Consider the following 20835-nt stretch of genomic DNA (forward strand, 5'->3'; position numbering starts at 1 on the left):
TTTATGTGATGCGTTTAACGCCACATCAGCGTAATGCAGAGTGAGGCCAGACCAAATGAGAGATTGATTTATAAAGCAAAATCCAGAAGTATCCCTGAACAGGGGGGTGAAAAATCATTAGCGCCATTTCAGGATAGAGCAGAGCGAAAGCCAGAGTACATGAGATCGCCTAACGCGTTGTGAATAAAGACGATTTAGCACACTGCACGCGCGTGAATCACGCATCGTTAGCCAGGAATTTACTGATGCAGCGATAAAAAAAGCGCCCGCAGGCGCCTGAGGCTGTAAGAACAGCCTTATTGTCCATACCACGCATTTTTACCGTGTTTGCGCAGGTAGTGCAGATCCAGCAGATTTTGCGAGATAGGCGGGAGTTCAGCTCGCAGCTGTTCGGTATGCAGCGCCATATAGGCGACCTCCTCCAGGACCACCGCACTGTGTACTGCCGCCGCCGCATCGCTGCCCCATGCGAAAGGCCCGTGAGAGTTAACCAGCGCTGCGGGAATTGCGGTGGGCTGAATATTACGATGGGCAAAAGTTTCGATGATGACCTGTCCGGTATTCCACTCATACTCCTGCTCGATCTCCATGCGCAGCATGGCGCGGGTGCAGGGGATCGTGCCGTAGAAATCATCCGCGTGGGTCGTGCCCCAGGCGGGTATGTCGCGTCCTGCCTGTGCCCAGATGGTTGCATGCCGCGAGTGCGTATGAACAATACCGCCAATATCGGGCCACGCCTGATAAAGCGCACGATGCGTGGCCGTGTCCGATGAGGGTCGTAGCGCGCCTTCGATCACCGCACCACTCTCCAGATCTACCACTACCATGTCATCCCGCTGCATCTTTTCATATCGCACCCCTGAAGGCTTGATCACCAGTACACCCTGCTCTCTGTCAATGGCGCTGACGTTGCCCCAGGTGAACGTGACCAGGTTGTAGCGCGGTAAATCGAGATTCGCTTCCAGTACCTGCTGCTTTAGCGCTTCCAGCATCATTGTTCTCCACCAGTCTGTGATAGAGAGATTGTGCGCAGAGAGGGGATCGGATGTTATGGAAAGAATGGCTGAATGCTCAGTGGAAAGTCGCTGTCTCGTCATAAATGCGGCGCAGATTCAGCGTTTTCTGTCTGCCGACTGCGCCGCAGCGTTTAAAATTAAACAGGACCATTCGGTTTCAGGATATTTACGCTGGCAGACAGCATAAACCCGGCGGCCTGGCCCAACTTTTCCATCCGGGAATAAAGAACTTTGCCGTCGGGCATCTATACTTATTGCTGTTGCCTCTGAGCCAATCATCAAGGAGATATCTATGACTACAACAGTGAAACGTGTATCCGTTGCCGTGCTGGCAGCAACATTAGTTGTTGCGCTGAGCGGCTGTTCAAACTGGTCTAAACGCGATCGCAACACGGCAATTGGTGCCGGTGCCGGTGCTATTGGTGGTTCAGTCCTGACCAACGGCAGTGGCCTGGGTACCGTGGGCGGCGCGGCGGTGGGCGGTATTATCGGCCATCAAATCGACCGTTAATTTTTTGCAGGCTACACAGCAGACACCCTTTTGTCCGGGCCACAATGCGTGGCCCGCTTTCATTAACCGCCCGCCAGCTTAACCTTCATGCCTTTGGCTTCGAGCAGCGTTTTGAGCAGATCACGTTTATCCCCCTGAATCTCAATCACGCCCTCTTTTACCGCCCCCCCGCAGCCGCACTTTTTCTTCAGTTCTGCGGCAAGAGTAGCCAGCGCGCTGTCGTCCAGGTTGATACCGGTGATCAGACAGACGCCCTTGCCTTTACGTCCGCTGGTCTGACGCTGAATGCGTACAATACCGTCGCCGCGCGGTCGCTGTAGCTTCTCCTCTGCCGGCACAATACGCCCGCTGTCGGTGGAGTAAACCAGTGGATTGTCCTGCGCCATTACGCCTCCTGTAACGATGTAATAATCTGCTGCAGCGTGGCAGCCGGATCGGCTGACTGCGTAACCGGACGGCCGATAACCATATAATCAACCCCGGCCTGCTTCGCCTGCAGAGGCGTCATAATACGGCGCTGATCGCCAGCGTCGCTGCCTGCCGGTCGGATACCGGGCGTGACCAGCGCAAATTCGCTGCCGAACGCCTGTTTGAATGCAGCCGCTTCATGGGCTGAGCAGACGACACCATCCAGGCCACACTGTTGCGTGAGGCGCGCCAGCCGCTCTGCCTGTTGCGCCGGTGACAGGGTGATGCCCAGTCCGCGCAGATCCTCTTCATCCATGCTGGTCAGCACGGTTACAGCAATCAGCAGCGGTGCATCTTTTCCAAAAGGCAGCAGCGCCTCGCGTGCAGCCTGCATCATGCGTGCTCCCCCGCTGGCGTGCACGTTCACCATCCAGACGCCCAGCTCTGCGGCAGCGGCTACGGCATGTGCGGTGGTGTTGGGGATATCGTGAAATTTCAGATCGAGAAAGAGATCGAATCCGCGTGCCTGCAATGTCCGGACCACTGACGGACCAAACAGCGTGAACATCTCTTTGCCTACTTTGAGGCGACACTGAGCAGGATCAATACGGTCCACAAATCGCAGTGCGTCATCCAGATTACTGTAGTCGAGCGCCACCAGAATGGGTGAAGGGGTTACAGACATAACGTTTCCTCATAAGCAGGCACAGGGGCAACAAACGGCCTGCATTCTACCTGCCATGCTGCGGCAGAACAATCTTACGCCCGGGATACGTGACCTGTTGAGCCATATGCCGGTGTCTGATGCGCGATAATGCGATTATTAAAAATTACGTTGTAACTATTGTGCCTGTTTTTTTTTAAAATAGCTGTTACTGCCCGTCAAGTCCTCTGATCGGTTTTATTGAAGACCATGCCCGGCAGGATGGGCAGTGCCAGTAAAGTGCGTAGGCGGTAAAACCGCATTTATGGCAACGATAGCGCGGTTTGGTGCGGATCTGTTCACCAACCATATCGCGCAGAACCATCAGACTCTCTTTTGCCCGGCCATCTTCCGCTTCATGCAGGTGAAAGTCCATTAGCCGGTGGAAGACGCGCATGGTCGGATGACGCTGCAGCTGGCGATTAATATAGAGCTGTGCCGCTTCCGGCCCCTGCTGCTGCTCCAGAATATCTGACAGATAGAGCTCAGCGGCGGCACCGGTATTCTCTTCGGTACAGCGCTGCAGATAACCGGCCCACACCTCTGGCTGCGCCAGCCGCTGATAGCAGGTTTCCAGCATCGGCAGCGTTTCGCTGACCAGTTCTTTATCCTGATCCAGCACCCGCTGCAGACGCTGTGCTGCTTTCGCATACTCCCCCTGCTCCATCAGGATGCGTCCCATCATGATGGAAACGCGCGCGCTCTGATGATCGGCCGATTCACCTTTTTCAGCAGTGACATTGCGCGATCGAGATCGTCACTGCTCATCGCCTGCAGCGCCAGCTCACAATAGAAGTGCGCAATCTCGCCTTTTTGCTTCTCTTTTCCCAGTCTTACCAGCTTCTCAGCAACGTCGATCGCTTTCTGCCAGTCGCTGGTTGCCTGATGAATCAGCAGCAGCTGCTGCAGAGCGGCAATGCGAAAATCGGTTTCATCCGTTAGCTGACTGAACATATCTTCTGCGCGATCGTAGAGGCCCGCCGCCATATAGTCGCGGCCAAGCTGCTGAATCGCCAGCAGTCGCTGGTCGTAGGTAAGCGAGGCGCTTTCCATCAGCGACTGGTGAATACGTATAGCGCGATCTACCTCGCCGCGTGAGCGAAACAGATTACCGAGCGTCAGGTGCGCCTCAACCGTACCACTATCTTCTTTCAGCATGTCGAGGAATAGATCGACGGCTTTATCCTGCTGATTTGAAAGCAGAAAGTTTACCCCGGCCACATACTCTCGTGACAGGCGGTTCGCTTCCTGTTGCTTATTCTGGTACGCGCTGCGTCGTCCCATATACCAGCCGTAGGCCGCTGCGACCGGGAGAAGCAGAAACAGCAATTCATGCATTGAACATTAATCCCGACGACCTGTAGTCGATACGGTGGTGGCTGCCGAAGCGTGTTCGTTTTGCGCCTGCATACGCTTCAGTTTACGCTGAGCATGTGCCAGTGAAACGCGGATGCGTAACCAGAATAGTCCGCAGATTGCCCAGCCCAGTAAAAAACCGGCGCCAAACAGCACCGCAAGCAGCGTGGAGATACGAAATTCACCCTGCGCCAGCAGATAGTTGAAGGTCACCACCTGATCATTGTGAGCACCCAGCGTCACTGAAATGATAAAAATGACCAGTACCACCAGAAAAATCAGCAAATATTTCACAATGCGTCCTGTCGTAGAGTTTCCAATAGAGTATGCCAAAAAAGCGCGTACCATGCTGCTTTCACGTTATCAGTTAGCTGGCTTTGCGCAAGCGTAATCAGCTATATGGGGGCAGTTCGGCTGATTACAATCCGTCGTCGCGCGCTTTGACTTCGCGCTGCTCATCAGGCGGAAGCGTAAGCGGACCGCAAAAGCGCTGCGCCAGCCAGGTCGCGACGGTCACCAGCAGCCAGGAGATAAGGGTTGCGACAATCAGGTCGCGCGGCCAGTGCATACCCAGCACCAGCCGGCTGCCCATCACCATAATGGCCCAGCTGAACAGCACCACCAGCGTCACCACCCGGCGACGCGGCCAGAGCAGGCCCATTGCCAGCAGCGCCCAGCTGGCAGCAAACATAGTATGGCCGGAAGGAAAAGCAAATCCTGTTTCAAATGCCCAGTGCTGCTTTAACCAGCGGGGAATTTGCGTATCGCTGGCCAGCAGCGCATTAACCATCTCGCCCCGCTGTTGCCGTTTCAGCTGATAAAATTCATCGTTGCTGATGCCATGCTGCTGCTCCAGCCAGACCACATAGGGTCGCGGCTCCTGCACCTGCTCTTTAATCCATGACTTCGTGTACTGCCCGGCGAGAATCGCGCCATTCATGATAATCAGCAGCAGGATAGCAGGCTTAAGGCGGAAGCGCAGACACCAAAGCATCCAGGCGCTCAGCACGCTGCTGGTGATAATCCCCCACGGGCTGGTGACGGTTTCCGTCATCCAGAACAAAAAGCGCAGCACTCCCCCGCTTTCACCCGGCTGCCATTGCCAGCCCGACAGCCAGACGCAGAGTGGCATCGCAATTAATAAGAAGGCACCCAGAGTCGTGCGCTGCACTATTTTCAACATACTTTGGCTTTTCCTGCGGGTTATAATGCGTTTGCTGAATAACTTTAGCTGAAAAAAGAATAACATACCTAAAGCGGCTTGGATAATCGTGCTTTATCACTACAATCTTTCTGACTGATTAGCGGGCCTGCTTGTGGATATGGCACAATAGACACAATTTTCGGGTCAGTCGGCCCGTGCGTTATCAAGATGATAGCGCATCCTCTGAAGGTTCTGGAGAATCACATGCAGCTTAAACGGGTAGCAGAAGCTAAACTGCCCACGCCATGGGGAGATTTCCTGATGGTAGGTTTTGAAGAACTGGCAACCGGCCACGATCATGTGGCGCTGGTTTACGGTGATATCAGCGATCATACGCCGGTGCTGGCGCGTGTCCACTCTGAGTGTCTGACCGGTGATGCGCTGTTCAGTCTGCGCTGCGACTGCGGCTTTCAGCTTGAAGCGGCGTTAACAGCGATTGCTGAAGAGGGGCGCGGGGTGCTGCTGTATCACCGTCAGGAAGGCCGTAATATCGGTTTACTGAACAAAATCCGCGCCTATGCGCTGCAGGATAAAGGCTATGACACCGTCGAGGCGAACCATCAGTTGGGCTTTGCCGCTGATGAGCGTGATTTCACCCTGTGCGCTGATATGTTCAAATTACTGGGTATCGATGAAGTGCGCCTGCTGACAAATAATCCGCGCAAGGTTGAGATCCTCAGCGAAGCGGGCATTAATATTGTTGAGCGCGTGCCGCTGATCGTCGGGCGCAATCCAAAAAATGCCCACTATCTCGATACCAAAGCGGAAAAGATGGGGCATCTGCTGCCGAAATCCTGAGAGAAAAGAAGCCGGGCAAGCCCGGCTTTTTTTTAGTTCAGCATATTGCGGATAACATAGTGCAGTATGCCGTCATTGCGGTAGTAAGTCAGTTCCGTTGCCGTATCGATACGGCAGCGTGCGGCCACCTGCTCCTCACTGCCGTCTGCGCGGGTCAGAGTAACATTGACCGTGCAGCCCGGCGTCAGCTGCGCCAGGTCAGCAATATCTATCCGCTCCTCACCGGTTAACTGCAGCGTCTTACGGGTAACGCCCGCCGGGAACTCCAGCGGCAGGATCCCCATACCAATCAGGTTTGAACGGTGAATACGCTCAAAAGACTCAGCGATCACGACGCGTACTCCCTGCAGGCGCGGTCCTTTAGCAGCCCAGTCGCGGCTGGAACCTGAACCGTACTCTTTCCCGGCCACCACGGCGAGCGGCACGCCCTCTTCTTTATATTTCATTGCGGCATCATAAATAGCCAGCGTTTCATTACCCGGAAAATGCCGGGTGTAGCCGCCTTCCGTACCGGGCACCATTTCATTGCGGATACGAATATTGGCAAAGGTACCGCGCATCATTACTTCATGGTTACCACGGCGCGACCCGTAGGAGTTAAAGTCGTTACGCTCTATGCCTTTCGCCAGCAGATAGCGTCCCGCCGGACTCTCAGCCTTAATACTCCCCGCAGGCGAAATGTGGTCAGTGGTGACTGAGTCACCCAGCATCGCCAGAATACGGGCGCCGCGAATATCCTCAAGCGGCTTTGGCGTTTTCTCCATGTCATCAAAGAAAGGTGAAAGGCGGATATAGGTCGATCCTTCATCCCAGTCGTAGGTTGCCGCTTCACTCACGGAGATTTGCTGCCAGTCCGGCGTCCCGTCAAACACTTCCGCATACTCTTTGCGGAACATGCTGCTGTTAACCAGCTGCACCGAGGCGGCGATCTCTTCCGGTGATGGCCAGATATCTTTGAGATAAACATCCTTGCCGGTCTGATCCTGACCGATAGGCTCGCTCTGCAGATTGATGTTCATATTGCCGGCCAGCGCATAGGCCACCACCAGCGGGGGTGAAGCCAGCCAGTTAGTTTTAATCAGCGGATGTATACGGCCTTCAAAATTACGGTTCCCGGAGAGCACGGCGCCAACGGTCAGATCGCCCTCTTTTATAACGCTTTCGATCTCATCCGGCAGTGGCCCTGAGTTACCAATACAGGTTGTACAGCCATACCCCACCAGGTTGAAACCGAGTTTGTCCAGGTAAGGCGTGAGACGGGCTGTGGCCAGATAGTCAGATACCACTTTTGATCCGGGGGCCAGGGAAGCTTTTACCCACGGCTGGCGCTTCAGCCCGCGCTCAACCGCTTTTTTTGCCAGCAGGCCGGCGGCCATCAGCACGCTGGGGTTTGACGTATTGGTACAGGAAGTAATCGCGGCAATAACTACCGCACCATCATCAAGCTGATGCGACTGGCGGGTTTCACTGTCGCGATAACTGACCGCTTTATGCGGCTTTTGTGCGTGGTTGATCTCCAGCTCATTACTGGCGGCAAACGCGGCGGGCACATCGCCCAGCGCCACCCGATCCTGCGGGCGCTTAGGTCCTGCGATACTCGATTCGACGTCAGCCATATCCAGCGCCAGCGTGCTGGTAAAGATCGGCTCGTCGCCCGCATTTCGCCACAGGCCCTGCTGCTTCGCATACGCTTCCGTCAATTTAACCTGCTGCTCATCGCGCCCGGTCAGCGTCATATAGCTCAGGGTGACGTCATCAATCGGGAAGAAACCGCAGGTGGCACCATATTCGGGTGCCATGTTAGCGATCGTTGCGCGATCGGCCAGCGGCAGATCGGCCAGCCCGTCACCGTAGAATTCGACAAACTTGCCGACAACGCCATGCTTACGCAGCATCTGGGTAACGGTCAGCACCAGATCGGTCGCGGTAATGCCCGGACGCAGTTTGCCAGTCAGCTTAAAGCCAACCACATCGGGAATAAGCATTGAAACCGGCTGACCCAGCATAGCCGCTTCCGCTTCGATGCCGCCAACGCCCCAGCCCAGCACGCCCAGCGCATTGATCATCGTGGTATGCGAGTCGGTACCCACCAGCGTATCAGGCCAGGCAACGTTTTTGCCCTCCAGCTCTTCATGCCAGACGGATTTACCCAGATATTCCAGATTAACCTGATGACAGATGCCGGTACCCGGCGGCACCACGCGGAACCGGTTGAACGCTTTCTGTCCCCAGCGCAGGAAAACGTAGCGCTCGTGATTACGTTCCATCTCCAGCCTGACGTTTTCGCCAAAGGCGTCATCGTTACCGAAGCGATCGACGGTTACGGAGTGGTCAATAACCAGATCCACCGGGGACAAAGGGTTAACTTTTGCCACATCTCCGCCCAGTCGTGCGACTGCTTCGCGCATAGCGGCAAGATCGACCACGGCGGGTACGCCGGTAAAATCCTGCATCAGCACGCGTGCCGGACGATATGCAATCTCCCGGTCAGCGTGGGCGGTTTGCTGCCAGTCTGCCAGCGCCTGAATATCTTCAAGGGTAACGGACTCGCCATCCTGCCAGCGCAGCAGGTTTTCCAGCAGCACTTTCATCGATTTCGGTAAGCGATCAATATTGCCGGTATGCTGTGCAGCTTTAGCCAGACTGTAATAATGATAGGTGTGTGCCCCGACCGCCAGCGTATCCTGACTTTGCTCGCGTAATGTTAACGACATGTCTCCTCCTTTAATTCCTTAGGCTAAACCTCAGAGAGTGCAAGGTTTAGCTTAAAGATAGACCACATTTTCGTTAACGTTTTGATAACAACCCGAAAGGGCACTGGGTGCTACAAACAAAAATGCCCCGACCTGAGTCGGGGCATTTCCATAAATTCGGTGATAAGAAGCGTCGGTTACATAAGAGCCCAGGCTGCCGCTGCCCAGAAGGCAAATGAGAAAGCATAAACGCTAAGCCATGAAAAAGTGGTTGTATTCATTCGTCACTCCTTCCCGGTTCTCGGGCTAAATTTTCTTTAATCTTCAGTAATCTACTGTCGACGCTTATTTGCAGTGTAAGGTCATGGGCTTTTTGCTGGCCCGCCGGAATAACCGGAAAAAAATCAAAGCAACATCAGATGCTAAAAATAAGTGCAACAACAATTATTTGAGTTTTGGATCCATAAAAGATTCGATAAAGCTGCGCTGCTTGTCACTCAGATCCCAGGAAGCAGGAATCGCTACAGACTGCTCAGCAGCAGGAGCTTCTTTTGCTTTGCACGCAGGTGTATTTGGCTGCCGTGCAGTGACCGGATATTTACGACTGAGTGAGTTTGCCCACATGGCTTAGCCCCATAAACGCCAAATCATTAATGCCACCACTACCCAGAACAGCGCTGAAGCAGCGAAGACAGCCAACCAGGCTTTGCGACGGGTGTTACCGGTACGCTGAACCTTGGTGCTCTTAGCCCGGAAGTCGGGTTGTACAGTTATTCTCGTAGCCATAGTTTTTGATAATCACTCTCAACAAAACGATTGATAACAACGATTAAGATTTAGGATGAATCCTAAACTTCTTAAGTCCAAAAATCCAGTTATTTTTATTGAGCACAACGATTAACGCTATTAATCAAAGCTTCGAAAACTGATTAGCCTTATTGAAACACAGACCTCAGAACTATTAAAAAAACGGCGACCGCAATTTGGGTTAAACAACAATTAGTACCACTTTAAATTTGAGTTAAATAAGAAACCTCAGCAATAAAGCCCTTCTTCATCAGGTGTTAACTGGAGTATGGGAATAATCCTGGCAGTGTGCAAAGAAGCGAACCGAAAAATGTGTACTGTTTCTCAATTAATTAATAACAATGAAAAAACCTGTGATGCATGTTTTATTTACAGAAAAATGTCAGCTTTTGTTGAACTACTGATGGCGCTAAGCGAGGGGAAACCTGAAGGTGCCCACTGGACACCCCGGTAAATTCATGATTTGGCGAATTATTTGAAAGGGAGTTTGATATCGCGGAACATCGCTTCAATGTCGTCATTGGAGCGCAGAGCAACAGCGGTGTCTACCACATCACGCGTGAGATGCGGTGCAAATCGCTGAATAAAATCATACATATAGCTGCGCAGGAAGGTGCTGCGGCGGAAGCCTATTTTGGTCGTACTATTGGTGAAAATCGCTGAAGCTTCAATGCGAACCAGATCCGGATCGGCTACCGGGTCAACCGCCATACTGGCAATCACACCCACACCTAAGCCAAGCCGTACATAAGTTTTAATTACATCTGCGTCAGTTGCGGTAAACACGATACGCGGGGTCAGACCTGCACGATTAAACGCTGTATCGAGCTCGGAGCGGCCGGTAAAACCAAAGGTGTAGGTTACCAGTGGGAAATCGGCCAGCTCCTCTATAGTCACGTTGTCTTTGCCTGCCAGCGGATGGTCGGGCGTTACCACAATCGCACGATTCCAGTGGTAACAGGGCAGCATGATGAGATCGTCGTAGAGGTGCAGGGCTTCAGTAGCAATGGCAAAGTCAGCGTTGCCCTTGGATACCGCTTCAGCAATCTGCGTAGGGGAGCCCTGATGCATATGCAGTGAAACGCGAGGGTAGCGCTCGATAAATCCTTTGATTACGCCCGGCAGCGCATAGCGCGCCTGCGTATGCGTGGTGGCGACATAAAGCGATCCCTTGTCAGGCCAGGTGTGTTCGCCCGCTACGGATTTAATCGCATCAACTTTTGATAATACTTCACGTGCTATGCGGATAATCTCTTCACCGGCTGGCGTAACCTGCGTCAGATGTTTGCCGCTGCGGGCAAATATCTGCACCCCCAGCTCATCTTCAAGCATACGTACCTGTTTGCTGATGCCAGGCTGTGAGGTATAGAGACCTTCAGCGGTCGATGAGACGTTGAGATTGTGATTGACCACTTCCACGATATAGCGCAACTGCTGCAGTTTCATAGTTATATCTTCCCGTTAGCGACTAACGTGCATGCCGGCAGCCGCCCATGATGCAGATGTGAGGAACAGAGCGAATTGAGAATAGAAAAACTATAACAACTATATCAGTTTTTAACCGAATAAAGAACGTTAGGTTATAAGGCGGGGAAAGTAAACGGGGCTGGCAGATGCCAGCCCCGGAGAGTTATTTTTTCGCTTCCTGCCATTTACCGTCAATATAGAACATTGACCAGCCAGTTGCTTTACCCTCTTTTTCAGACGAAACGTACTGCTGTTTTGTCTTGCGGCTAAAACGCACCAGGGTTTTATTTCCTTCCGGATCGGCTGCCGGTGCCTCTGCCAGATATTTAAGCTTTTCCGGCAGACGGTCAGCGAAGCGCTTCAGCTCTTCCACCAGCGGCGCGCGGGTCTCGCGCGATTTCGGGAACGTATTAGCCGCAAGGAAGACGCCGGCTGCTCCGTCACGCAGCACAAAATAGGCATCTGACTTCTCGCACGGCAGCTCAGGCAGCGGTACCGGATCCTCTTTCGGCGGCGCGACTTCGCCATTGCGCAGGATTTTACGGGTGTTTTTACACTCTTCGTTGGTACACGCCATATACTTGCCAAAGCGTCCCATTTTAAGGTGCATTTCCGACCCGCATTTCTCGCACTCGACTATAGGGCCATCATAGCCCTTGATGCGAAACTCGCCCTGCTCAATTTCATAGCCATCGCACTCTGGATTGTTACCACAGACGTGCAGCTTGCGGCTGTTATCGATCAGATAGCTGTCCATCGCGGTGCCGCACTTAACGCAGCGGCGGCGGGCACGTAACGCGTTGGTTTCCGCGTCGTCACCCTCCAGCACGTTCAGCACTTCGTTTTCCGGGATCAGATTGATGGTCTGCTTGCAGCGCTCTTTTGGCGGCAGGGCGTAGCCCGAACAGCCGAGGAATACGCCGGTGCTGGCCGTACGAATGCCCATTTTGCGACCGCATGTCGGGCAGTCGATTGAGGTCAGCACCATCTGATTCGGCTGCATGCCGCCCTCTTCCGGATCTTTTTCAGCCTGCTCCAGCTGCTGGCTGAAGTCACTGAAGAAGGAGTCGAGAACGCCTTTCCACTGCGCCTGATTGTTGGCTACCTGATCGAGGCTGTTTTCCATATGAGCGGTGAAATCGTAATTCATCAGCTCGCGGAAATTTTCTTCCAGCCGGTCGGTGACGATCTCACCCATCTTCTCAGCATAAAAACGACGGTTCTCAACGCGTACATAACCACGATCCTGGATAGTGGAAATAATAGACGCGTAGGTTGAGGGACGGCCAATACCGCGCTTCTCCAGCTCGCGCACCAGCGACGCCTCGCTGAATCGCGCCGGAGGCTTGGTAAAATGCTGGCTCGGCTGCAGCGCAGTCAGATCCAGTATTTCCCCTACCGCTACTGGCGGCAGCGTCCTGTCTTCATCGTTTTTACGCAGCGCCGGCATAACGCGCGTCCAGCCATCAAAACGCAGCGTGCGGCCTTTTGCCTTGAGCCTGAATTCGGCTGCGCCTACGGTCAGCGTGGTGGAGTCATATTTAGCCGGGACCATCTGACACGCCACAAACTGGCGCCAGATAAGCTGGTAAAGTTTTTGCGCATCCGCTTCCATATCTTTCAGCTGCTCAGCGCTTACGTTGACATCTGACGGGCGAATCGCTTCGTGCGCTTCCTGCGAATTATCTTTGCTGGTATAGGTCACCGGCGCTTCCGGCAGGTATTTTTTGCCGAACTCGCTGGCGACATAGTCGCGCGCCATGGCCACTGCATCCTGGCTCAGGTTCGTGGAGTCAGTACGCATGTAGGTGATGTGACCCGCTTCATAAAGCCGCTGCGCCATCATCATGGTTTTCTTCACGCCAAAGCCGAGACGTGTGCTCGCAGCCTGCTGCAGCGTTGAGGTAATAAAAGGTGCAGAAGGTTTGCTGCTGGTCGGTTTATCTTCACGATCCAGCACTTCATAACGCGCTTTTTCCAGTATCGCGACCGCCGCGAGCGTCTGCTCGCGGTTAACCGGACGAAACGCTTTGTCGCCCTGATGCGTCACCTGCATCGCCAGCGCATCGCCTTTTGGCGTAGCAAAATCTGCGTCGATCTCCCAGTACTCTTCTGGCACAAACGCTTTGATTTCGCGCTCGCGCTCAACCACCAGACGTACCGCTACCGACTGAACGCGTCCGGCAGAGAGACCGCGGGCGATCTTTTTCCACAGCAGAGGCGAAACCATATACCCCACAACGCGATCCATAAAACGGCGCGCCTGCTGGGCATTAACCCGCTCGATATTCAGTTCACCCGGCTTTTCAAACGCCTGGCGAATCGCATTTTTGGTGATTTCATTAAACACCACCCGGCTGAAACGCTTGTCGTCGCCACCAATGACTTCACGCAGGTGCCAGGCAATGGCTTCTCCTTCGCGGTCAAGGTCGGTTGCGAGATAGATATGATCGGCGTCAGCGGCCAGGCTCTTAAGTTCAGACACAACCTTCTCTTTGCCTGGCAGGATCTGATAATCAGCTTCCCAGCCATGCCACGGATCAACACCCATTCGGTTGACCAGCGCCGCCTTTTCATCTTTTTTAACTTTTTTCCCGGTTTTTACCTTCTCACCGTCAGTACTTTTACGGGTCGTTGAACCACTGGTCGGCAAATCGCGGATATGACCGACGCTGGATTTCACCACGTAGTCATTACCGAGGTATTTATTGATTGTTTTGGCCTTTGCCGGGGACTCAACGATAACGAGTGCTTTACCCATATGTACCTTTACCTGATTGAAACGTCCTGATAAACGGGAGAGGATTAATGCCCCAAAACCCAGTGGGTTTAATATTGCTGCCAGCAATCTGATTTTCAAGCTGGCGGGGACTGCCACTATTCAGTTTAAAACGGTGTGCGCAACCTTATGATTAACTACACTTTTTCCGCCTGACATCATCACACATCCTGGTGTGAACTCCCTGAAAGCTGAATCGCCCACACTCTACCTGATAAAATCTGATACGCAACTTAAATAGCACTCTGTTTAATTTTGCGCCAGCTGCAGGCGTGAACACGGATAAGTGGCAACAGAATGGCAGGTAATATAGAAGGAGAAAATGCGCTGTCAAAAAAAGTCGGATAATTCGGGACAAAAATGGAATTCATTTCACAACCCGGCCGAAGTAAATGGGACTCACCCGTTGCTAAGCATAAAAAACCCGGCCGGAGCCGGGTTTCTGTTACAGCAGAGGCTTTTCGCCACGCTGCCAGATTTTTAGCAACAGCCGTTCTGCCGCCTGGCTGGCGCTGCCGGTAAAACGATCCATCATCTTTTTCTTACGCGCATACTGTACGCCCAGCACGGTGAAGCGCTCCATATGCCGGATAATCAGGGCATCACTGGTGCCGATTTCATCAATCAGACCCAGTTCAAGCGCCTGCTGCCCATACCAGTGTTCGCCGGTCGCTACCCGGTTCATATCCAGCGACGGACGCATTTGCTGCACAAAGCCCTTAAACAGCTGATGCGTTTCATCCAGATCGTGCTGGAACTTCTCACGCCCCTCTTCGGTATTTTCACCAAACAGCGTCAGGGTACGTTTGTACTGGCCTGCAGTATGCAGCTCCACGTCAATATCATTGCGCTTCAGCAGCCGGTTGAAGTTGGGGATCTGCGCCACAACGCCGATTGAACCGATAATGGAGAACGGCGCGGCGACAATGCGATCTGCCACACAGGCCATCATATATCCGCCGCTGGCGGCCACTTTATCTACGGCGGCGGTCAGGCGCAGACCCGCGTCGCGCAGGCGCTGCAGCTGCGACGCTGCCAGACCGTAGCCATGCACCACCCCGCCCGGGCTTTCAAGCCGCAGCAGGACTTCATCACCCGGTTGCGCTACGGCCAGTACAGCGGATACTTCTTCACGCAGGGAGGCGACTTCACCCGCGTCCATGCTGCCTTTAAAGCCAAGCACATAGAGTACCGGCTTCGCGGTTTCAGTGACGCCGTTTTTTGCGTTGCGCTTCTCTGTTTTCGCTTTCAGCTTCTCTTCTTTTTTATGCTGTTTCAGCCAGACTTTTTGTACCTGCGGCTTCATTTTAGCCAGCTGCAGATCCTCTTTTATCTGACGATACTCATCATCCAGATGCGTCACCTGCAGCTGACCGGCGTGATGACGTTTGCGCAGCGCAGCATTCAGTATGATAAATACTACGGCCGCAATGGCGATCACTACCGTGACAGCCTTGGCCAGGAAGAGCCCATAGCTGGAGAAAAAATCCATTCTGCCGCCTTATTAAACAGTGAATTACAATTAACAGCTGAGTGTAACTGCTTTAACCCGGTTCGTCGCCTGAAAAGCCCGCAGGCGGCACAGAATGCTCCTCTGTTGCATTGCACCGGCTGGCGAATTCAGGCATAAAGCCATAAACCTCTACCACTGACTGAAGGAGATTGCTGTGCACTATCAGCCTAAAGGCGATCTACTCGAAAACCGCATTATTCTGGTTACCGGCGCATCAGACGGCATTGGCCGGGAAGCGGCGCTGACCTATGCCCGCTACGGCGCCCGCGTTATCCTGCTCGGACGTAACGCCGTTACCCTGCAGCAGACAGAAGCGGCGATTAACCAGCTTAATAAGCAGCCCGCCAGCTCATACCTGCTGGATCTCGCGACCGCCACGCCTGAATCATGTCAGCAGCTGGCCGCGCAGATTGCTGAGCGCGTGCCGCGTCTGGACGGCGTGCTGCATAACGCCGGTATTCTGGGTGAAATTGTTCCGCTGGCCGATCTTGAGCCGGCCCTCTGGCGCGAGGTGATGCAGATCAACCTGGATGCCACCTTTTATCTGACGCAGGCTCTGCTGCCGCTGTTGCTGAACTCAGAGGCGGGATCGCTGGTATTCACTACCTCCAGCGTAGGCCGCACCGGGCGCGCCGGCTGGGGCGCTTACGCCGTCTCTAAATTTGCCACTGAAGGCATGATGCAGGTGCTCGCCGATGAGTATAAAAACCACGCCCTGCGCGTAAACTGTATCAATCCCGGCGGCACGCGTACGAAGATGCGCGCCAGCGCGTTTCCGGAGGAGGATGCAAACCTGCTGAAAACTCCGGCCGATTTAATGCCGCTTTATCTCTACCTGATGGGCGATGATAGCCGGCGTAAAACGGGCATGAGCTTCGATGCTCAGCCCGGACGTAAAGCGGGTCCGGCCAGCGCATGAGCGATCGCCATCAGCAACGTCAGCAGCGCCTGAAAGAGCAGGTTGACGCGCGCATCGCTGCGGCGACAGAACATCGCGGTATCGTTATGGTATTTACCGGTAACGGTAAGGGAAAAACCACGGCGGCTTTCGGTACGGCGCTGCGCGCCTGCGGCCACGGAAAAAAGGTGGCAGTGGTACAGTTCATTAAGGGGGAGTGGCCCAACGGCGAGCGTAATCTGCTGGCGCAGCACGGGGTTGAGTTTCAGGTAATGGCCACCGGATTTACCTGGGAGACCCAGAGCCGCAGCACGGATACGATCGCCTGCCAGCAGGTCTGGGAGCAGGCACAACGCATGCTGGCTGATAGCGATGTTGACCTGGTGATCCTTGATGAAATCACCTATATGGTGAGCATGGATTATCTGGATCTGGAGGCGCTGATGCTTGCTCTGCAACAGCGTCCGTCTGCGCAAAGCGTGATTATTACCGGACGCGGCTGTCACCGGCGCCTGCTGGAGCTGGCAGATACCGTGACTGAGATGCGCCCGGTAAAACATGCCTTTGATGCCGGCATCCAGGCGCAACAGGGAATTGACTGGTAGCCGCTGCCGGGGCAGCGGCACACAGCCATCAGGCGCCGCGTTTGCTGCTGCGGCGCTGAGTGGTATTGCCGGCGCTGCTGTGACGCTTCACTGCGCGGCGGATCTGATTCGCTTTGGTGCGACGGCGATCTTTCTCAACGGCAACTTTGGTAACGGTCTCTTCCGGCATGCCCACCAGCTTACGCAGGTAGTTTACCGCCGGCAGCTCCATCTCCATCCAGCCGCCGCGCGGCAGGCCTTTTGGCAGCTGAATATCACCATAACGCACGCGCATCAGGCGGCTAACCTGAACGCCTACCGCTTCCCATAAACGACGCACTTCGCGGTTGCGTCCTTCGGTAAGGGTAACGTTGTACCACTGATTGATCCCTTCACCGCCAGCAAACTTAATGGTTTTAAAGGCAGCCGGGCCATCTTCCAGCTGAACGCCCTTGCTCAGCAGACGCACTTTATCGTCACCCACTTCGCCAAAAACACGCACCGCATATTCGCGTTCAACTTCGCGACTTGGATGCATCAGACGGTTAGCCAGTTCCCCATCGGTAGTGAACAGCAGCAGACCGCAGGTGTTAACGTCCAGACGACCCACTGCCACCCAGCGCGATCCACGCAGGCGCGGCAGGCGGTCAAACACGGTTGGGCGCCCTTCCGGATCGTTACGGGTACAAAGCTCCCCTTCCGGCTTGTAATAAGCCAGCACGCGGCACACTTCCGTAGTGGACTCGGCAATAGAGACCAGGTGACCATCAATACGAATTTTCAGGCTTTTGTCATTTTCAATGCGATCGCCCAGCGTGGCCAGTTTGCCATCTACGCTGACGCGTCCGGCGGAAATCATGGTTTCGATTTCGCGGCGCGAGCCGTGACCGGCGCGCGCTAATACTTTCTGTAATTTTTCGCTCATGGAGCTGCCTCGTTGTCGCCTTCCCAGGCGTCGTGGTAAGAATGGGTAAGACAGCGGGATTACCACGTCCTCTGTCAGAAACTGTTAACGTTGCGCATCAATCTGACCGGATGCAAACGGCCTGCGATTTTACACCAGCTAAGGTTGCGTTAACACCTTTAACTTTGCTGCCGATAATAGCCGGCCGGCGTTTTCCCGCCTCTGCCGGTTTTGCCGTTCATGACGACAGGCGTTTTTATCCCTGACACTCTCCTGTTTACAGCCTGGTCAATGACCTGGCGATAGAGAAGCTCGTATTATATTGATGCCTGATGAGCCCGACCGGGGAAATCGCTTTAAAGCAATGAACCCGCTAAAACCGTTCAGGCCCCGGCTGCACGTCAAAATAGTGCTATCGCTTACGAAAACCACACAATCATCTACCCAATCAGCTTAAAACAAAATTTCACCTCGCCCTGAGTGGGTTGTGCGTATGATCCGCGCTACAGGTTGGTTTAAGGCTCTATATTCTGTTTTATTGCCATCTATTAGCGCGCTGAATTTGTGCATAAATAAAAGCGGTGTAAAATAAAGCAGCAGGCCAGATGTAGATTCGAAGAAATATTATTTTATTAAGCCTAAAGCTATTTATAACAAATTATTAACGTCACTCTGCATGACGGCTGTTTTAACGGAAAATATCCCGTCTATATGCCCGTACAGGCTGACATAATTAATTAGCGTGTCTGCTCTCCTCACCAGGGATGTTACTGACGCGCCTTAAAGAAGATCGTAATAATGAAAATAACCGTACTTTGCCCGGCGCTGTTCGCGCTGGCGCTGACCGGTTGTTCCGTTGGACAGACTGAATACAGCAAAGCGGCGCTTGAACATGTTGATATGAGCGTAACAGGCGTGCCGACAGTGCTGGGTTTGGGTGTTCTCGGTACAACTATTCCCCTTACGCCGGAGTACAGCCTGACAGCGGCGCACGTTGCTAAAACGTCTGTGCAGCGCGTTAAGGCCTATCATCCTTATTGCGACGTTGCGATTATTTATCATAAAAATAGTCCTGATACGCTGGCCAGGTTTCGTACCAGCGCGCCCGGAGAAGCGATTAAAATGTATGGCTACAGTTTTATTTCTGCCATGCCGGTTGAATCGAGCGGCGTTAATTTGGCGCGCACGGCTATTACTAATCGCTGGAATAAAAAACCCTGTATGGCAATGGCATCTAATGCGGGTGTGACTCAGGGAATGTCAGGCGGCGCGGTCTATAACAGTGATGAAACCATTGCCGGAGTGATTGTGGGATACAGTCATGAAATTGCGAACAGACGTAGCAGAAAAGTGATCCTTAAAGATGTGTCACTCTATATTCCCTATGGCGATTTTAAGCGCTGGCTTGAGCGCAATCTCAGCCAGGCGCCTGTTACGTAGCGACACCTGGCCTGGCCGGGCGATTAGCTAAATGGCCGCGTATCTCCGGCACCTGCGCGCACCACGACCGGCGTGTCTTCCGTCAGGTCGACAACCGTCGTCGGCTGTTGCCCCAGCGTGCCGCCATCGAGGATCAGATCGACCAGTTTTCCGATGCTGTGCTGGATCTCTTCCGGATCGGATTCCGTAAAGTCATTACCGGGCAGCATCAGTGATGTCGACATCATCGGCTCATTCAGTCGCTCAAGCAGCGCCAGCGCAACCGGATGCGAAGGCACGCGCAGCCCGATGGTTTTGCGTTTGTCATTCATCAGGCGGCGCGGCACCTCTTTCGTCGCCTTGAGAATAAAAGTGTAATTACCTGGGGTGTTGTTTTTCAGGATACGAAAGGCTGAGTTGTCGACCTGAGAGTAAACCGAAAGCTCTGAGAGGTCGCGACACATCAGCGTAAAGTTGTGGTTACCATCCAGCTGACGGATACGGCAGATACGTTCCATCGCGTTTTTTTCTTCCAGCCGGCACCCCAGCGCATAGCCGGAGTCGGTGGGATAGACAATGACGCTGCCTTTATTGAGATAATCCACCGCCTGATTAATCAGGCGCGGCTGCGGGTTATCAGGATGAATGTGAAAACGTTGACTCATAAAAACCTCTTGTCATCTGTCTCAGGCAGTTGAAGCGGGGGCCAGAGCGGGAAAGCGTTCCCAGACGGGTTCAACGCCACCCGGCAGCCAGAGTTTACGCCCCAGCTCAATCCAGGGACAGGGTTGGTGAAAGTCGGACCCCTGCGATGCTGCCAGTTGATTATCGCGCGCATAGCCTGCCAGCTGGGTGCGTTCGTTAGGCGGCTGCTGACACTGCGCCACCTCGATCGCGTCGCCTCCCGCTTGTGCGAAAAAGGCAATCAGCCGCTTCAGCCATTTTGCCGACAGGCCGTAGCGTCCCGGATGCGCCAGCACCGCGACGCCGCCGGAATGATGAATAGCTTCAATAGCTTGTTCAATTGTACACCATTGTGGTGGCACATAGCCGGTTTTGCCACGCGCCAGATAGTGTTTGAACACCTGGGCCATATTCTCAGCTTTACCCTGTTCAATCAGATAACGGGCAAAATGACCGCGCGTAATCACCCCACCCTGTGCCAGCCGCTGTGCGCCCGCCAGTGCGTCGGGGATGCGGGCCCGCTCCAGCCGTTCAGCAATCTGCAGCGCCCGCTCATAACGACACTGGTGCTGCGCTGCCAGAAAGGCCTTAAGTGCCGGATGATCGCAATCGATATTCAGGCCTGCGATATGAATTTCGTGATTTTCCCACAGCGTGGACGCTTCCAGACCGGCCAGCACTTTTATCGGCAGTTTCTGCTCCTGTGCAAACGCCTGCGCCTCAGCAACGCCCGCGACCGTATCGTGATCGGTAATGGCCAGCACGCCAACTTGCTTATCAACCGCGCGCTGAACCAGGGCCGCTGGGGTCAGCAATCCATCGGAGGCGCGGGTATGGCTGTGAAGATCGTAAAGCGGGAAACGGCTGATATCTGACAAAGTAACTCCGGAGCACGGCTAAAAATCAGCGGGCATGATAGCGATTTTGTTGTTAACTGAGAAAGGGTATTGACATTTTTCACACGAACCAGTTAACTAGTACACAAGTTCACACACAGTGGGTATCTGCCATGAGTCAGGTAGCAATGCGGTTAACAGATAGCTGGCGTACGTCTTCCTGTAACGGGTGGCGTTATTGTGCACAAGCCTGAT

19 protein-coding genes and 1 pseudogene are annotated in these 20835 nt (G+C 53.9%); 5 read left to right on the forward strand and 15 right to left on the reverse strand.

The features are described 5' to 3' along the window. Positions 1–296 precede the first annotated feature (296 nt). Positions 297–992, reverse strand: coding sequence for an L-ribulose-5-phosphate 4-epimerase (gene araD, locus HA43_RS03025; RefSeq protein WP_094110959.1), 696 nt, complete (start codon positions 990–992; stop codon positions 297–299). Between the two features lie 316 nt (positions 993–1308). Between araD and osmB the strand changes: the two genes are divergently transcribed. Further along, positions 1309–1527, forward strand: a complete 219-nt coding sequence (gene osmB, locus HA43_RS03030) for an osmotically-inducible lipoprotein OsmB (protein WP_039384556.1) — start codon at positions 1309–1311, stop codon at positions 1525–1527. A 62-nt stretch (positions 1528–1589) separates the two neighbouring features. Here the strand turns inward: osmB and yciH are convergent, their stop codons facing one another. The 5 genes and pseudogenes from yciH to pgpB all read right to left on the reverse strand — a co-directional run bounded on the left by yciH (position 1590) and on the right by pgpB (position 5177). Beyond that, positions 1590–1913, reverse strand: coding sequence for a stress response translation initiation inhibitor YciH (gene yciH / locus HA43_RS03035; protein ID WP_094110940.1), 324 nt, complete (start codon positions 1911–1913; stop codon positions 1590–1592). Beyond that, positions 1913–2620 carry an orotidine-5'-phosphate decarboxylase gene (gene pyrF / locus HA43_RS03040; protein WP_039384561.1) on the reverse strand — a complete coding sequence of 236 codons (708 nt, stop codon included), beginning with the start codon at positions 2618–2620 and terminating at the stop codon, positions 1913–1915. The genes yciH and pyrF overlap by 1 nt, the downstream gene beginning before the upstream one ends. A 187-nt stretch (positions 2621–2807) precedes the next feature. Then, positions 2808–3976: pseudogene (gene lapB / locus HA43_RS03045) on the reverse strand (lipopolysaccharide assembly protein LapB). A 6-nt stretch (positions 3977–3982) separates the two neighbouring features. After that, entirely contained in the window at positions 3983–4288 is a 306-nt protein-coding gene (locus HA43_RS03050) for a LapA family protein (protein WP_039384565.1), read from the reverse strand. Between the two features lie 124 nt (positions 4289–4412). Beyond that, on the reverse strand, positions 4413–5177 hold the full coding sequence (pgpB, locus tag HA43_RS03055; protein ID WP_094110941.1) for a phosphatidylglycerophosphatase B: 765 nt from the start codon (positions 5175–5177) through the stop codon (positions 4413–4415). Positions 5178–5402: 225 nt separating this feature from the next. On the opposite strand from pgpB, the gene ribA reads away from it, so the two are divergent. Beyond that, entirely contained in the window at positions 5403–5996 is a 594-nt protein-coding gene (gene ribA / locus HA43_RS03060; RefSeq protein WP_039384570.1) for a GTP cyclohydrolase II, read from the forward strand. Positions 5997–6028: 32 nt separating this feature from the next. On the opposite strand, the gene acnA is transcribed toward ribA, so the two are convergent. From acnA to sohB, 6 genes are all read right to left on the reverse strand, one after another. Beyond that, positions 6029–8710 (reverse strand): aconitate hydratase AcnA, encoded by a 2682-nt coding sequence (gene acnA, locus HA43_RS03065; RefSeq protein WP_094110942.1) that lies wholly within the window; start codon positions 8708–8710, stop codon positions 6029–6031. A gap of 423 nt (positions 8711–9133) precedes the next feature. Next, complete coding sequence (locus HA43_RS03070; protein WP_039384574.1) at positions 9134–9313, reverse strand: hypothetical protein; 180 nt, start codon at positions 9311–9313, stop codon at positions 9134–9136. Positions 9314–9316: 3 nt separating this feature from the next. Continuing rightward, on the reverse strand, positions 9317–9475 hold the full coding sequence (locus HA43_RS03075) for a YmiA family putative membrane protein (RefSeq protein ID WP_071668859.1): 159 nt from the start codon (positions 9473–9475) through the stop codon (positions 9317–9319). Positions 9476–9967: 492 nt separating this feature from the next. Further along, complete coding sequence (cysB, locus tag HA43_RS03080) at positions 9968–10942, reverse strand: HTH-type transcriptional regulator CysB (protein WP_094110943.1); 975 nt, start codon at positions 10940–10942, stop codon at positions 9968–9970. Between the two features lie 184 nt (positions 10943–11126). Next, complete coding sequence (gene topA / locus HA43_RS03085) at positions 11127–13724, reverse strand: type I DNA topoisomerase (RefSeq protein ID WP_094110944.1); 2598 nt, start codon at positions 13722–13724, stop codon at positions 11127–11129. Positions 13725–14187: 463 nt separating this feature from the next. Next, positions 14188–15234, reverse strand: coding sequence for a protease SohB (gene sohB, locus HA43_RS03090; protein ID WP_039384581.1), 1047 nt, complete (start codon positions 15232–15234; stop codon positions 14188–14190). 175 nt (positions 15235–15409) lie between these two features. On the opposite strand from sohB, the gene HA43_RS03095 reads away from it, so the two are divergent. Both HA43_RS03095 and cobO read left to right on the forward strand, forming a co-directional pair. Then, complete coding sequence (locus tag HA43_RS03095) at positions 15410–16174, forward strand: YciK family oxidoreductase (protein ID WP_094110945.1); 765 nt, start codon at positions 15410–15412, stop codon at positions 16172–16174. Next, complete coding sequence (gene cobO / locus HA43_RS03100; protein WP_094110946.1) at positions 16171–16758, forward strand: cob(I)yrinic acid a,c-diamide adenosyltransferase; 588 nt, start codon at positions 16171–16173, stop codon at positions 16756–16758. Before HA43_RS03095 ends, cobO begins: the two co-directional genes overlap by 4 nt. Before the next feature lie 28 nt (positions 16759–16786). Here the strand turns inward: cobO and rluB are convergent, their stop codons facing one another. Continuing rightward, entirely contained in the window at positions 16787–17662 is an 876-nt protein-coding gene (gene rluB / locus HA43_RS03105) for a 23S rRNA pseudouridine(2605) synthase RluB (protein WP_071668861.1), read from the reverse strand. A gap of 777 nt (positions 17663–18439) precedes the next feature. Here rluB and HA43_RS03110 point away from each other — a divergent pair. Beyond that, positions 18440–19081 (forward strand): hypothetical protein, encoded by a 642-nt coding sequence (locus tag HA43_RS03110; RefSeq protein ID WP_039384588.1) that lies wholly within the window; start codon positions 18440–18442, stop codon positions 19079–19081. A 23-nt stretch (positions 19082–19104) separates the two neighbouring features. Here the strand turns inward: HA43_RS03110 and HA43_RS03115 are convergent, their stop codons facing one another. Both HA43_RS03115 and rnm read right to left on the reverse strand, forming a co-directional pair. Further along, on the reverse strand, positions 19105–19725 hold the full coding sequence (locus tag HA43_RS03115) for an L-threonylcarbamoyladenylate synthase (RefSeq protein WP_039384591.1): 621 nt from the start codon (positions 19723–19725) through the stop codon (positions 19105–19107). Positions 19726–19746: 21 nt separating this feature from the next. Next, on the reverse strand, positions 19747–20622 hold the full coding sequence (gene rnm, locus HA43_RS03120; protein ID WP_039384594.1) for an RNase RNM: 876 nt from the start codon (positions 20620–20622) through the stop codon (positions 19747–19749). Between the last annotated feature and the right edge of the window lie 213 nt (positions 20623–20835).

This window comes from Pantoea eucrina (assembly GCF_002095385.1).
GTDB classification, from domain to species: domain Bacteria; phylum Pseudomonadota; class Gammaproteobacteria; order Enterobacterales; family Enterobacteriaceae; genus Pantoea; species Pantoea eucrina.